This is a genomic window from Sphingobium sp. GW456-12-10-14-TSB1 (assembly GCF_059424385.1).
The window spans coordinates 190,386-204,505 of record NZ_JBWKZI010000001.1; the positions used below are offsets into that span (position 1 = coordinate 190,386).

Consider the following 14,120-nt stretch of genomic DNA (forward strand, 5'->3'; position numbering starts at 1 on the left):
TTATTCTCCGGGACATGGATCAGAAACAGATGGGCAGAAGGCGCGATCAATAGCGGCGCTTATGCCACAGGCAAATCACTTTTTAGGGCGATAGACCTGTTCTTCGGTCGGAAAGCTGCGCGCCCGCACATCATGGGCGTAACGCTCCGCCGCGCTGGCGATCGTTTCGGCGATATTGTCGAAGCGTTTGACGAAGCGCGGCACCCGTTCGAACATGCCCAGCATATCTTCGGTCACCAGCACCTGCCCATCGCAATGAGCCGATGCGCCGATGCCGATGACGGGCACATCGACGCTGTCGGTAATGGCGACGGCCAGTTCCTCCATCACGCCTTCCAGCACCAGCGCGAAGGCGCCCGCCTGCGCGACGGCGCGGGCGTCGGCCATGATCTTGGCATGTTCTTCCTGGCTCTTGCCGCGCGCGCCATAGCCGCCCAGCGCATTGACCGCCTGCGGGGTCAGGCCGACATGGGCCATGACCGGGATGCCGCGCTGGCTCAAAAAAGAGATGGTTTCGGCCATCACCTGACCGCCTTCCAGCTTCACCGCCGCCGCGCCGGTTTCCGCCATGATGCGGCTGGCGCTGGCAAAGGCCTGTTGCGGTGAGGCTTCATAGCTGCCGAACGGCATGTCGACGATGACGACGCTATGATAGCTGCCGCGCACCACCGCCGCGCCATGCGCGCACATCATGTCGAGCGTGACGGCAAGGGTGGAGGGCAGGCCGTAAATCACCTGCCCCAGCGAATCGCCGACCAGCAGCATGTCGCAATGCGGATCGAGCAATTGCGCCTGCCGCGCGGTGTAGGCGGTCAGCATCACCAGCGGTTCGGCGGTTTTTCCCTCAAACTTGCGCCGCTGGATGGCGGGCACGGTCAGGCGCTTCATCGGCGCGGGCGTGGGATTGGCGCGGCTGGTCGAGGTGTCGAGCGTGAAGGTCGTGGACATGGGCAGGCTCTAGCCCAGCCAGTCCCGCGGCGCAAATGGCCAGCAATGGGCGGAGTGGCATGGTCGTGCCGCTCCGCCCACCGGGGGTGAGAGGGATCAGAAGGAAAATTTGATCGTGCCGCCCCAGGTCCGGGGGTCGCCGGGCTGGCCAGCGATCAGGCCGGTATTGCCGGGTGCGACCTGGAGCGTTTCGATATAATCGACGTCGAGCGCATTGCGGACCCAGCCGAACACGTCGAACCCTTCGCCCCGAAAACCGGCGCGGAAGTTGGTCAGCGCATAGCCCTTCACATTGGTGTAGATCGAGGGCGAGGCGTTGCTGTTCCAGTGCGAACGGTAATTGCCGTCCACGCCGAAATAGACTTGGCCCTCTTTCGCCAGCAGCGTCACCGGCTGGTTGATCTCCGCACCATAGGAGAAGGCCCATTTGGATACGCCGGGCAGATCGGCGCCGGAAATGTCGCACTGGCGCGGGCTGAGTGCGCCCGGCACGCCGGGTTGCGAATAGTCCGGCGTCGCATTGGCCGCCTGGAACGTGCCGCCCGACAGTTCGGGCGGGCAAGGCGCGTCCACGAACTTCTTATATTTGGCGTCGGTATAGGCGCCATTGGCATAGGCGGTGAAGCGGTCGCTGGCGACGATCTTGAAGTCCGCCTCTATGCCCTGCGAGCGGACCTTGCCCGCATTGGCCAGATAGCCGCGCACCGTGCCGAACTGGCCGCCATTCACCGTTGCCTGAAAATTCCTGATGTCGGTGCGGAAGGCGGTGAGATTGAAGGTCGCCCGCCGGTCAAGGAACTGGGTCTTCAGGCCGATTTCAAAATGGTTGACCGATTCCGGCTTCACCGTGCTGGCGTCGTAGTTGACTGTATTGTCGGCGTTGAGCGGCAGGCCGTTCTGGTTGATCCCCAGCGTCTTGAAGCTTTTGGCATAGGTCGCATAGGCCAGCACGTCGCGGGCGATCTTGTAATTGATGTTGAAGTCATAGGTGAAATTCCATGCGCTGTCGGATGGCGTGCTGACCTGCGGCTGATAGACGCCGCATTGCTGTGACGTTCCCTTGATGGTTCCCGGCTCAGCGACGGCGGTGCAGCTGATGGCCTGACCCTGCGCATTGGTGACGACGCGCTGATAGAAGCCTGATTTCTTGTCATAGTTGAGGCGCAGGCCCGGCTGGATCGTCAGCGCGTCGGTCACCTTCCAGCTCAGTTGCCCGAACAGCGCAGCGCTGTCCGCCTTGAGCCACTGGGTGTTGCTGGCGGTCAGGCCAGCGAGTGTCGCGGGGTTATTGGCGGGGTTGGCCGGATCGGATGAAGGCGCAAGGCTCCATTGCGCGGCGGCGCTGCCCTGTTGCTCCGTCCCCTGGGTGTCGACGCGCTGCCTGAAGCCGAACAAGCCGACAACGACATCGACATGCTGGCTTTCGTAATTATAGCGGAATTCCTGGCTATACTGGTCCTGCTGAGAGGGGTTTTGCGATCGGGATACGATCGACAGGCCGGTAAAGTCGCGGTCATTTTCCGGCTTCCAGTCCCAGAAGCGCCAGGCGGTAACCGACGTGAGCGTGCCGGGGCCGACATCCCATTTGATCTTGGCCGACACGCCGCCAATCTTGTTGCCTGCGTTCAGGTTGGAATCCAGGTCGGTCAGCCGATCATAGGGATTGCGGCTGGGCACCACATAATTTTGTGCCGCCGCCAGCGCGTCATATTGGCGGTTGAGCGGGCGCTGGGTGCGGCCAACCCGCACGAAGGTCGTGCCGCAGCATTCCGGGTTCTGGCGGCTGTAATCGCCTGACAGGGTGACGCTGAAATCCTCGCTCGGTTTGAACAGCAATTGCCCGCGAAGCCCCAGATTGTCCTGTTCGTTGATCCAGCGCTGGCTTGTCACATTGTAGAGCGTGCCGCGTCGGCTGGTCGACGCCATGGCGATGCGCACGGCGACCGTGTCTGACAACGGGCCGGAAACAGCGGCCTTTGCCTGTTTGAGGTTGAGATTGCCGACGGTCAGTTCGGCGCGGCCTTCAAAATCGAAGGTCGGCTGGTTGGTCGTGATGTTGATCGCGCCTGCCGTGGTGTTCTTGCCATAGAGCGTGCCCTGCGGCCCGCGCAGCACTTCGACCTGCGCGACGTCGAGAAAGTCGAAGGTCGCAGCGGCAACGCGGCTGTTATAGACATCGTCGACATAGATGCCGACGCCCTGTTCAAAGCCATCGCTGGTCAGGCCGAATGGCACGCCCAGGCCACGAATGTTGACCGAGGTGTTGCGCGGGTTGGTGGTATAGACCTGCAAGGTCGGCGCGAGTTGTTGCAGCTTCACGATGTTGAAGTTGCCGGTGGCTTCGATGCTGTCGCCACGGACCACGGAAATGGCCAGCGGTACTTGCTGCGCCGTTTCCTGACGGCGGCGGGCGGTCACGACGATAACGTCGCCGCGCGGGTTCTGCGTTTCGGCGGCCGGATCGACCGGCTGTGGTGTGGCGTCCTGCGCATGGGCGGCAGGCGTGATGAAGGAAGCGCTTGCCACGCTGGCAAGCAACAGAAAACGCGCAATCATATTGGTCCCCTTTTCCGGCGGTCCGGTGGTTGTCGATCGCGGCGTTTCCGGTGGTCCGGTCAAAGCCTGTAATGTCGGGGTGATGCTGGATGATGCGGCTCACCCCCTTGCCGCACGGGCCGTGATGACCCGGTCGCTCTTGCGCGCCCTATATGGTCAGCTGGTCAGGCGCGTCTTTTCCGTAACGTCGATCTGGACCACGCGGGCGTCATGGACGGTCAGCGTGATCGATCCGAACTTCAGGCCCGTCAGCACGGCGCGCACCTTGTCGATGCTGACCATGATGTCGGAGCGCTGGGTGTCGGTACGGCCGTTGCGCAAGTCAGTTGGCAGGGTGTCTTTCATATGGCCTCCGTTTCGCGCTATATATCAACTAAAATGATAGACAAAAAAGCAAATATGGATGGCGCGCAACTTTCTCTTTGTCGCTCCCTGTCGGAGCCAAGGATCATCGGTGGGCGCGCGCACTGGCAGCCACCAGCGGCTGCCGCGCAAGTGGCATGGCCGGGCGGGACTGATGCATGGCGGACGCCTGTTCCCGCGCATTGTCGATCAACCTTTCGAGCAGCCCTTGCCCGAAGCGCCATCCGCCAAGGCCGGAAGCCGCGTTGATATGGCCGGCATGGCCAGCGTCCACAAATTCGCTGCCCCAATATTTGCCGATGCTATGGGCGCGCTCGAAGAAAATATAAGGATCGTCCCGACTGGCCACCAATATGGAGGGGAAGGGCAAGGGCGCGCGTGGCGTGGGGCCAAAGCCGCCGATCATTTCGGGCGTTTCCATCCGGTCGCAATCGGGCGGGGCGACCAGCAGCGCGCCGGTCACTGGCCAGCCATAGGCCTGGCTCTGCAAGGCGCCCCACCATGCGACCGCCATGCAGCCCAGGCTGTGCGCCGCCAATATGACGGGGCCGTTGGCGGCGCGGATCGCCGCGTCCAGCCGGGTGACCCAGGCATTGCGATTGGGGCTGGCCCAGCTGCCAAGATCCACCCGCTCACAATCGCCGCGCGTTTCTTCCCACAGGCTTTGCCAATGGTCCGGCCCGCTATTGTTCAGGCCGGGAATGGTCAGCACGAGCGGTTGGCGCGTGTCACCCGAAAATCCGAATCGCTCCATGATCTGGTCCTCAATCCTGTCTATCCAGGCCATGACCGTAATTCTACTATTTAGATAGACAATTGGTCAACGACGGAATGTGGCAGAATCCGGGCAATTGGAATGGCGTAGGTGGGAAGGGAGGCGAAGAAGCGGGAAACGTGGCGGCGGATCGGGGGCGCCTTGCGGCTGCGCCCGTCCGCCAGCACCATTTTACCAGGGGTAGATCAGGCCATAATATTGATAGACGTTGCGGCCATAGCCTTCGTCATAGTCGGGCCGTTGATCGGCCATGTAATGCGGGGCCTGCTCCAGCACCTTGCTGTCCAGGTCGACGACATAGCCGCCCTGTTCGGTGTCATAGTTCAGCATCGACCAGGGCAGGGGATAATGGTCATTCCCGATCCCCAGAAAGCCGCCGAAGGACAGCACCGCATAACGGACCTGCCCCGACATCTTGTCGACCATGAAGTTGGAGATTTTGCCGAGCTTTTCGCCCTGCCGGTTATAGACGGCGGTACCCTCCACCCGGTCGGACGCAATCAGTTCGCCATGATTGGCCGCATGATTGATCATTGTCGTTTCACACATTGTCATTCTCCTGCATCAGTGGGGTTATATCTATGCAACCACGAGCGACGCTGGGGGTTCCTTGTCGATTAGCAGGAGATAGAAGCATGAAGATCAATCGCAGCGGCTCAGCGGTGTGGAGCGGCGGGCTGAAGGACGGCAAGGGCGCGATATCGACCCAGAGCGGCGCGCTGGACGCCTATCCCTATGGCTTTGCGACCCGTTTTGAAGGGGTGCCGGGCAGCAACCCGGAAGAATTGATCGCCGCCGCCCATGCCTCCTGCTTCACCATGGCCTTGTCGCTGATCCTGGGGGAAGAAGGATTTACCGCCAGCAAGATGGAAAGCCATGCCGTCGTCACGCTGGAAAAGCAGGAAGATGGCTTTGCCGTCACCGCCAGCCATCTGACGCTGAAGGCCAGCATCCCCGACGTCGACGAGTCGACATTTCAGGATCTGGCGGCAAAGGCCAAGGCCAATTGCCCGATTTCCAAATTGCTGAAGGCCGACATCAGTCTGGAGGCAGAGTTGCTGTCCTGACCCGTGCCGCCTTGCCGCGGACATGTTCGCGCCAGGCGATATAGAGACCGCTGGCGATGATCAGGCTTGCCCCGATCCAGGTCGTCGCCAGCGGCCATGGCGCGCCGATCGCCAGACCCAGCAGCGTCGTCCAAATGATCGCGCTGTAATCCATCGGCAGCACGACCGACACCGGACCCCAGCGCAGCGCGGCGGTCAGGCAAATCTGGGCGATGCCGCCAAACAGGCCGATCAATAGCAACAGGCCCCATGTGACCGGATCATGCATCTGCGCGAAAAAGGGCATGGCGATGCCCAGCGGGATCATCGACAGCGTGGTGAACCAGAATACGACCACGCCAGCGCTTTCGGTACGGCCCAGTTCGCGCAGCACCAGGCTGACGCTGGCGGTCACGAAAGCGGCGGCGATGGCGACCGCGACGCCCTGTAGCGGGAAATGGGCGGCATCGGGCCGTACCATCACCAGCACGCCGACAAAGCCGATCAGCACCGCAGCCCAGCGATGGATGCCCGTTGCCTCCCGCAGGATCAGCGCCGACAGGATCGTGCCGAAAATCGGCATGGTGAACCCGATTGTCGCGGCTTCGGCGGGCAGCAGCAGGATGTAGGACAGGAAGTTGAGCAGCATGCCGGTCAGGCCCAGCAGCATGCGGCTGGCATGGACGCCGATGCGCCGGGTTTGGACGCTGCGCAACCCGTCGGCCATCGCCACCCAGCCCAGCACGAAGGGAAGGGCCAGAGCCTGGCGATAGAAGAGCGATTCGACGACATGGACGCCCCGTCCATCGACCACCCGCACCGTCACGAACATGATGGACAGGCAGATGACAGCAGACAGCCGAAGTCCGATGGCGAATAGCGGTCGATGCGGTCGGGAATGGGGCGGGGCGGGCGTCACCGCTCCGCCTTAACCCGGTTGCGCCATCGCGCAACCGGGAAGGGACGGCAAAATCCTATTGCATCGGCTTGACGAATTTCAGCGTCATGCGATCGCTTTCGCCGATGGCCAGATATTTGTCGCGGTCGACATCCTTCTGGCTCAACGTCGGGGGCAGGGTCCATACGCCCTTGGCCCAATCCGCCGTATCCTTGGGATTGGCGTTCACCTCCGTTGCGCCGGCATAGGTGAAGCCGGCGGCTTCCGCGATGCGGCGGATGGTGGAGGGTTTGAGATAACCGCTGGTCTTTTCCAGCGCGCTGTCGCGTCCTTCGGGCATGCGATGATCGACCACGCCCAGCGTACCGCCCGGCTTGAGCATCGCGAAGAACGCCGCGAAGGTCGCCGCCTCCGTGCCGCCCATCACCATGTTATGGACGTTGCGGAAGGTCAGGACGGTGTCCACGCTGTTGGCGGGGATCGTGGCGCTTTCGTCGGGGAAGGGGACAACCGTGACCTTGTCATAGACGGTCGGCTTGGCGGCCAGGAAGGTCTTGTAACCGTCCAGATACCGCCCGGTCGGTTGCAGGGCATAGAATTTGCCCTGATCGTGCAGCAGCGGCGCCAATATCTCAGTGTACCAGCCACCGCTGGGCGCATATTCGACCACTGTCTGGGTCGGCGTCACGCCGAAAAAGGCGAGCGTTTCGGCCGGGTGGCGATATTTGTCGCGCGCGACATTGGCCGGCGTGCGGCTGGGCGCCGCGATGGCGGCGGCGATCGGGTCAGCCGCCTTGGGCGCGTTATGATCGCCATGCCCGGCATGCTGGGCGAGCAGGGGCAGGGCAGGCAGGGCAAGGCCGGTCAGCAGCAGTCCGGCACGGGCGAGACGGTTCATCGGCAGTCCTCTCTTGAAAAGTCAGGAGGAGGGTGTGCCGGTCGCGGCGAAGCGATGCAAGGGGGCTGGAGGGGAAATCCCCGCCAGCCACGATTCGTCATGAAACAGCTTTGCCGTTTCTCTCAGCCAGCGCTTACAGGCAGGCTTCCAGGAAAGGCTGATCGAAACCGAACATCCGCGCCTTGTCCAGCGTGTAGGGACGCAGGCCCATCGACCGATATTCGCCGACGATCTTTCCGCTGTCATCCTCATCATGATATTCGAACTTGAACAGTTCCTGCGTCACGATGACTTCGCCTTCCATGCCGATCACTTCGGTCACGTTGGTGATGCGGCGCGAACCGTCACGCAGGCGCTTGACCTGGATGATCAGATCCACCGAGTCGGCGATCTGCTTGGAAATGGCTTCCTTGGGGATTTTGATGTCCCCCATCAGGATCATATTTTCCATACGGCCCAGACATTCGCGGGGCGAGTTGGCGTGAAGCGTACACATGGAGCCGTCATGGCCCGTGTTCATCGCGGCGAGCAGGTCGAAACATTCCGCGCCACGAATTTCGCCCAGGATGATGCGGTCCGGGCGCATACGCAGGGCGTTCTTGACCAGATCGCCGATGGTGATGGCGCCATTGCCTTCCAGATTGGCCGGGCGGGTTTCCAGCGGCAACCAGTGCGGCTGTTGCAGCCGCAATTCGGCCGCGTCCTCGATCGTGAGCACACGTTCGCCCGGATCGATCATTTTCGACAGGGCATTGAGCATCGTCGTCTTGCCCGAACCGGTACCGCCCGAAATGACGATGTTGAAGCGGCAGGCGCCTGCAATCTTGAGCGCGGTCGCCATCTTGGGGCTCATGGCGCCCCATTGGGCGAGCATGTCGATGGTGATCGGCTTGGCAGAGAATTTACGAATCGAGATGGCGGTGCCGCGCAGCGACAGCGGCGGCACGATGACGTTGACGCGGCTGCCATCGGGCAGGCGGGCGTCGGCCAGCGGCGTGGTCTGGTCGACGCGGCGGCCAACCTTGCTGACGATCCGTTGCGCGATCTGGAACAGATGTTCCTCGTCCCGGAACTTGATCGGCGCGATCTGGAGCTTGCCCTTCTTTTCGATATAGGTCTGGTCCGGACCGTTGACCATGATATCGGTCACGTCCGGGTCGGACAGCAATTCTTCAAGCGGGCCGAGGCCAAGCAGTTCATCGACCAGCACCTTTTCCAGCGCGAACTGTTCGCGCCGGTTGAGGGTCAGCTTCAGTTCCGCCAGCACTTCCATGATGATCGGGCGGAATTCCTCGGCCAGTTCATCCTTGGTCAGGGTCGCGGCGGCTTCCGGATCGACACGCTCCAGCAGGCGGGGCAGCACCTGCTCCTTGATCTTGTGGACGCTGGCTTCAAAACCCTGCGGTCCGGCGTCGGCGACATGTTCATGATTGGCGCGGTCGGACAGGCGCTGGATGGCGTCGGCATTGCGCTGCATCTGGCTGGTCGGTGCAGCCAGTGGATCGACGCTCGTTTCGCCTGGCAGGGCCGCTATGTCGAGCGGGGGAAACTGATCGCCGCCGCGCGCTTCTTCCTTGGGCGCGCCGCCTCCCTGCATCGGCCGGGCAACGCCAAAGCCGGGCTTGATGCCAGCAGGTCCATTTTTCCGTCCAAAGGCGCTCATAAGTCTCCGCCAGTAATTCGCGATCGAAGCCGCCCAGTTGAGGGCCGATCAGATAGGGCTTGGGAAGGTGAATAAGATGGAAACTTTGACAAATGGCTAATGGACCGGCGGCCCGCCAGCAGCGCCAGTATCAGTAGCGCGATCAGGCTGACCGCCGCGCCAGCCGTTTCCTGCCACAACCGCACCCGCTCGATGCGGTAGGTGCCCGGCGTCGCGTCGAAGCTGATCAGCGGACCATGGCTCGCAATGGCCTGCCCGTTGCGCGTCACGCGCCAGATGGGAAAGGCCGCATGGCCCATCGTCACCGGGCCGGAGCGGGTCACGGTGATGCTGTCGCCGCGCGGGAGGGTGGCAAAGCGGCCAAGGTCGGTCCAGCGATCGACCCGATCGACGAGCGAAGCATCGAATCCGGCGGGCAGATATTCCGGCGCGTCAGGCTGGTGCCGTTCGATCCTGTTATAGTCGACAGGCATGCGCAGCAGGGCATGGGCGATCAGGCCAGTGAGCAGGAACGGGAAGGCCAGCACCAAAGCCGCGCCAAACGCCATGATGCGGCGAGGCGGGCAGGCGGCGATCGCAGTGACGGCGGCAAATTCGGTGATGGCCAATATCCGCCAGGGAAATTGCACCTTGTCGAGTAGGTCGATGCTCCACAGCAGCGGGATCAGGTTGATCGCCGCCAGCGCCGTGCCGATCGTGATGGCGGTCCATAGCGATCGCGCGCGCCAGGCAAGCAGGACAAGGCCCAGCGCGATGGAGGGGAAGAGTTCAAAGTCCTCGCGCCAGATCGACCAGACGCTTGCCTGATATTTGCCAGTCCATAAGAGCGCGGTCGACATGTGCGCCTGAAGCGTCGCGGCGGGTAGCAGATAGAAGGCGGCGAGCGCAAAGGCGAGCAGGCCGGCTACAAGGCCCGGTAGCAACGTCGCGCGGTCCTGCACGATCCGCTGAAGCATCAGTGGCGCGATCAGGAACAGGCCGGTCAGCGTTGCCAGTGGCAAATGGGTCAGGATCAGCGCTGCATAGGCGCTGGCGAGGAGCGTCACGCCACGCCGCGACGGCAGCCAGCCAATGCCCAGCGCGATCAAGGGCAGCCAGACAAATCCGGCAAATTCCGCCAGTGCGCCGCGCACATACAGGTCGAACAGATGATAGGGCGCAACCATATAGAGGGCTGCGCCGATCAATGGCCGCGTTCCTCTCTCGGCCAGCCACGCATACATGGCCAGCCCCGATGCGATCAGCAACAGCAGGCCAGCGCCGGTTATCGCTTGCGTTACGTTCAGCCCGATCGCGTTCAGGCCGCCCGACAGCCAATAGGCGAGCGGCGGATAGAAATAGAAGGTCGGGCTGCCCAGCCCTTCGAAACTGTGGGGGAGCCAGCGCTCGTAAAAATGCCCTGCCGCGATCTGATCGCCAAAATGGCGGGTCCACATAAGATTGTAGAGATGGCTGTGAGTCGCGCCCGGTCCCCATAGCAAGGCAGGCAGCATCAGGCCGCAGCCCAACAGGGTCAGCGTCCAGACCGGGTGCCGGCTGGCAAGGGAGGCGATGGCGCGCATGGGCCGGTGATGACGCAATATGGTAAATGAAGCGTAAGGATGATGGCGCGCACTTACGATCCATTAACCATTCTAGCCGATAGCGGAGTCAGTTTTTCGCGAGGATCATTGCGCCCATGCGCACGCTGTCGATCGTCATTCCGGTCTATAACGAGCAGGACAGCCTGTCGCTGTTCCTGGAGGCGGCGCGTCCGGCGGTGGGGCGGGCGCTGGCGCTGATCGGGCCTGATGCGCGGGCGGAATATCTGTTCGTCAATGATGGCAGCAGCGACCGGACCGGCGACATATTGACCATATTGGCGCGGCTGAACCCCGACATAAGCGTCGTCGCCCTGTCGCGCAATTTCGGCAAGGAAGCGGCGCTGGCGGCCGGGATCGACCATGCGAGCGGTGACGCCGTGATCCCGATCGACGTCGATCTGCAGGATCCGCCGGAGGTGATCGTGGATATGGTCCGCCACTGGCTGGCGGGCGCGCAGGTGGTCAATGCCCGCCGGTCCGACCGCTCCACGGACGGCTGGTTCAAACGGACGAGCGCGCGCGGATTCTATCGCCTGCTCAATCGTCTGTCCGATTATCCGATCCCCGAAAATGTCGGCGACTTCCGTTTGCTCGATCGGCAGGCGGTGGACGTCATCAAGCAATTGGGCGAGCAGGCGCGCTTCAACAAGGGGCTGTTCAGCTGGATCGGCTTTCGCGTCGCCACGGTCGATTATGTCCGTGCCGCGCGCGGGACGGGGACGACCAAATGGCGGCTCGGCAAGCTCTGGTCGCTGGCGATCGACGGCATCACCGCGTCGACCACCATGCCGCTGCGCATATGGTCCTATATCGGTGGCGGCATTGCGTGCCTGGCCTTTGCCTATGCGGCCTTTCTGGTCGCCCATACGATCATCACCGGGGTCGATACGCCGGGCTATGCTTCCATCATGGTCGCGGTGCTGGGGCTGGGTGGGCTTAACCTGCTCAGCCTGGGCATTATCGGCGAATATCTGGGCCGGGTCGCGCGCGAAGTGCGGCAACGGCCGCTCTATGTGGTCGCGGATCAATCGACTGTGCCGGTGGCTCCGGTCGCCGAACCAATCAGGGACGAGGATGAATGGACCGATCAGCCTATGCGAGCCTGAGCGCGCAGGAGGGGAGCCATTGGTGGTTCGTCGCCCGCCGCGCCATAGTGGACGCGCTGATCCGCACCCGGATCGCGCCGCGCGCCAACGCGCGCATATTGGAGGTGGGTTGCGGCACCGGCGGCAATCTGGCGATGCTGGCGCGCCATGGCACGGTCGATGCGCTGGAATATGACGGCGAATCGCTTGCTCTGGCGATGTCTCGCGGCGTCGGCACAGTTGCGGTGGGAGCATTACCTGACCAGATCGGCTTCGGTGACAACTGCTACGACCTCATCGTTTTGCTCGATGTGCTGGAGCATGTCGAACAGGATCGAGCATCGCTGGCGGCCTTGCGCGAACGGCTCGCGGTGGGCGGTTCACTATTGTTGACAGTTCCGGCCGCGCCATGGCTGTGGTCGGACCATGATATCCTCCACCATCACAAGCGCCGCTATACGCTTGGCAGCCTGTCTGCTGTCGCCCGTTCGGCCGGGCTAGAGGTTAAAGAAGTCGGTTATTTCAACAGCCTTCTATTCCCGGTTGCCGTTCTGGCGCGATTCGCGCAGCGCCTGACGGGGCGAACGACAGTTGCAGACTCGCGCCCTGTACGGCCTATAAACGCACTGTTTCGCCATATTTTCTGCATGGAACGCCACCTGATCGGGCGGATCAGCCTGCCTGTTGGCTTATCGGCTTACGCGATCCTGTCGGCCTGACGGCGGCGCATCCGGCTTGTCCGGGTGATGCCATGCCCCGTCCCAGCAGCGGTCCGGTTCGGTCGGGTCTAACCGATAAGGAACAGTCGGTCGCACGAGTAACGGCATTCTGTCCAGCGGAGCCAGATATGTGCCTTTGGGCTGAAACCAGAAACTTCCTTCCCAGGCCTTGACGAAACTGCATCGGACTTCCGGCGCCGGGGGATAGGCCAATGCGCGGCGTATTTCCGTCAGCGGGGTGATGATGCCGATGGCCAGCGCCAGCAAAAGCCATGGCCGTGCGGGCGAGGCGGTCCGCACGGCATCGGCGACCATGACTGCCAATATTGTCAATGCAGTGATCGACCCGCGCATCATGAAATCGGTGGACGATCCGATCTGAAGGAAGGGGATCGCCAACAGCCACAGCGTTAGTACCGCCAATATGTCTATCCCGAAACGCGACCTCCTCACGAACAACGCCAGTGGTACGACATAGACCAGCACTTCAAGCAGCTCGAAAAAAGCCCATTGCAACGGCACGATTGAGATCAGCTTTGCGCCCACGCCATCACCCGCTGCGCCCAGATAAAGCAGCCCGGGGATGCACAGCAAGGTGGTGAGGGCGGGCAGGGCGATGTCGGCGGGGCTGATGGCGCGCGCGCGCAGGCTCCGCACCCCCGCCAGTGCCGCAAATGGCATGGCGCCCATCAACCCCAGCGGCGACCAGAGCGCCGTCAAGGGCAGCAGCGCCAGATAGGCGCCCAGCGGCAATTTCTCGGCACGCCAAAGGAGGAAACCCAGCGCGCCGATCCAGCCTGAAATCGCATGTTGCGGCACCCAGAAGGCCAGGGTGACAGTCGATGAATATTGAAGATAGGCCCAGTTTTCGAGATGATCCGACAATCCACCACGAAACAGGATGCGCCCCAGCGCGTCGAGGCCGCTGAAGCCCACGACGACCGCCAGCGCGATCATTTTCGCGCGGCGCGTGACAAATAGCGTCGATCCCAAAGCCAGCAGCGTGCCGGTCATCAGGCTGTTCTGGAACAGCAGCGCGATGTCGCCAGCGCTTCCACCCAGCGCCTTGGCCACCAGCGCGGGGATCAGGAAGATGCCGACCGGCGCGCGCAACAGTTCCGCCTCGCCCCTTGCGGTGTAGACGAACGGCCAAGGGTTGATGCTCATGTCGCGCAGCACGGCGAAGCGCACCTGCCAGTCGATATTGGCGTAGAAAAAGCGTCCCTCCCCGCCCAGGAGAAGGAGTATCGTCGCCACGCCGATGCAGATCAGCCATGTCGCGGCTGTCGGTCCGGCAAAGTCGCGCGCCGTCCGGACGATGGCGACGCAGAGCAAGCCGGTCAGCAGCGCGCCCAGCCCATAGGCCCAGAGGGGCATGACGTTCAGGAACCGCCACAGCAGCAACTGGTCGAGGGCGAGCCAGCCGGCCAGCAAGGCGATTAGCCAGCTGCCGGGCAGGGGCCGCTGGAGCGCGGGGGAAGGGGGCGGGGCGATCATCGGGCTTGTTCATGACAAGGCGGGGCGAGTGCGGCAATCGGCGTTGCCCGCCTCATGCATAAAAAAGTTGCGGTAAGGATGCAGATTGC

General features: G+C 62.7%; 13 protein-coding genes. 3 read left to right on the forward strand and 10 right to left on the reverse strand.

Going from position 1 to position 14,120, the window contains the following annotated elements; genetic code table 11:
- Nucleotides 1–75 precede the first annotated feature (75 nt).
- The 5 genes from panB to AC07X9_RS00955 all read right to left on the reverse strand — a co-directional run bounded on the left by panB (nucleotide 76) and on the right by AC07X9_RS00955 (nucleotide 5,191).
- Entirely contained in the window at nucleotides 76–948 is an 873-nt protein-coding gene (panB, locus tag AC07X9_RS00935; protein ID WP_017181591.1) for a 3-methyl-2-oxobutanoate hydroxymethyltransferase, read from the reverse strand.
- 96 nt (nucleotides 949–1,044) lie between these two features.
- Nucleotides 1,045–3,504, reverse strand: coding sequence for a TonB-dependent receptor (locus AC07X9_RS00940; RefSeq protein WP_017181590.1), 2,460 nt, complete (start codon nucleotides 3,502–3,504; stop codon nucleotides 1,045–1,047).
- A 156-nt stretch (nucleotides 3,505–3,660) separates the two neighbouring features.
- A complete protein-coding gene (locus tag AC07X9_RS00945; protein ID WP_017181589.1) occupies nucleotides 3,661–3,849 on the reverse strand; it encodes a YezD family protein in 189 nt (62 codons plus the stop codon).
- Between the two features lie 103 nt (nucleotides 3,850–3,952).
- Entirely contained in the window at nucleotides 3,953–4,621 is a 669-nt protein-coding gene (locus AC07X9_RS00950; RefSeq protein ID WP_026002124.1) for an RBBP9/YdeN family alpha/beta hydrolase, read from the reverse strand.
- A 192-nt stretch (nucleotides 4,622–4,813) separates the two neighbouring features.
- On the reverse strand, nucleotides 4,814–5,191 hold the full coding sequence (locus AC07X9_RS00955; protein WP_241763576.1) for a PRC-barrel domain-containing protein: 378 nt from the start codon (nucleotides 5,189–5,191) through the stop codon (nucleotides 4,814–4,816).
- Between the two features lie 86 nt (nucleotides 5,192–5,277).
- Here AC07X9_RS00955 and AC07X9_RS00960 point away from each other — a divergent pair, with 86 nt between their 5' ends.
- Complete coding sequence (locus AC07X9_RS00960; RefSeq protein WP_017181586.1) at nucleotides 5,278–5,709, forward strand: OsmC family protein; 432 nt, start codon at nucleotides 5,278–5,280, stop codon at nucleotides 5,707–5,709.
- Here the strand turns inward: AC07X9_RS00960 and AC07X9_RS00965 are convergent.
- The 4 genes from AC07X9_RS00965 to AC07X9_RS00980 all read right to left on the reverse strand — a co-directional run bounded on the left by AC07X9_RS00965 (nucleotide 5,681) and on the right by AC07X9_RS00980 (nucleotide 10,709).
- Complete coding sequence (locus tag AC07X9_RS00965; protein WP_026002123.1) at nucleotides 5,681–6,607, reverse strand: DMT family transporter; 927 nt, start codon at nucleotides 6,605–6,607, stop codon at nucleotides 5,681–5,683. The two genes, AC07X9_RS00960 and AC07X9_RS00965, sit on opposite strands and share 29 nt — an antisense overlap.
- A gap of 55 nt (nucleotides 6,608–6,662) precedes the next feature.
- The gene (locus AC07X9_RS00970) at nucleotides 6,663–7,484 is read right to left on the reverse strand and encodes a class I SAM-dependent methyltransferase (RefSeq protein WP_017181584.1); all 822 of its coding nucleotides are present in this window, start codon (nucleotides 7,482–7,484) and stop codon (nucleotides 6,663–6,665) included.
- Between the two features lie 133 nt (nucleotides 7,485–7,617).
- Nucleotides 7,618–9,147, reverse strand: a complete 1,530-nt coding sequence (locus tag AC07X9_RS00975) for a TadA family conjugal transfer-associated ATPase (RefSeq protein WP_017181583.1) — start codon at nucleotides 9,145–9,147, stop codon at nucleotides 7,618–7,620.
- Nucleotides 9,144–10,709 carry a putative glycosyltransferase family protein gene (locus AC07X9_RS00980; RefSeq protein ID WP_017181582.1) on the reverse strand — a complete coding sequence of 522 codons (1,566 nt, stop codon included), beginning with the start codon at nucleotides 10,707–10,709 and terminating at the stop codon, nucleotides 9,144–9,146. The genes AC07X9_RS00975 and AC07X9_RS00980 overlap by 4 nt, the downstream gene beginning before the upstream one ends.
- A gap of 116 nt (nucleotides 10,710–10,825) precedes the next feature.
- On the opposite strand from AC07X9_RS00980, the gene AC07X9_RS00985 reads away from it, so the two are divergent.
- Nucleotides 10,826–11,836: a glycosyltransferase family 2 protein gene (locus tag AC07X9_RS00985; protein ID WP_017181581.1), complete on the forward strand. Its 1,011-nt coding sequence runs from the start codon at nucleotides 10,826–10,828 to the stop codon at nucleotides 11,834–11,836.
- Nucleotides 11,809–12,534, forward strand: a complete 726-nt coding sequence (locus tag AC07X9_RS00990) for a class I SAM-dependent methyltransferase (protein ID WP_017181580.1) — start codon at nucleotides 11,809–11,811, stop codon at nucleotides 12,532–12,534. Before AC07X9_RS00985 ends, AC07X9_RS00990 begins: the two co-directional genes overlap by 28 nt.
- Here the strand turns inward: AC07X9_RS00990 and AC07X9_RS00995 are convergent.
- Nucleotides 12,505–14,031, reverse strand: coding sequence for a hypothetical protein (locus AC07X9_RS00995; RefSeq protein WP_017181579.1), 1,527 nt, complete (start codon nucleotides 14,029–14,031; stop codon nucleotides 12,505–12,507). The genes AC07X9_RS00990 and AC07X9_RS00995 overlap by 30 nt on opposite strands.
- Nucleotides 14,032–14,120 lie beyond the last annotated feature (89 nt).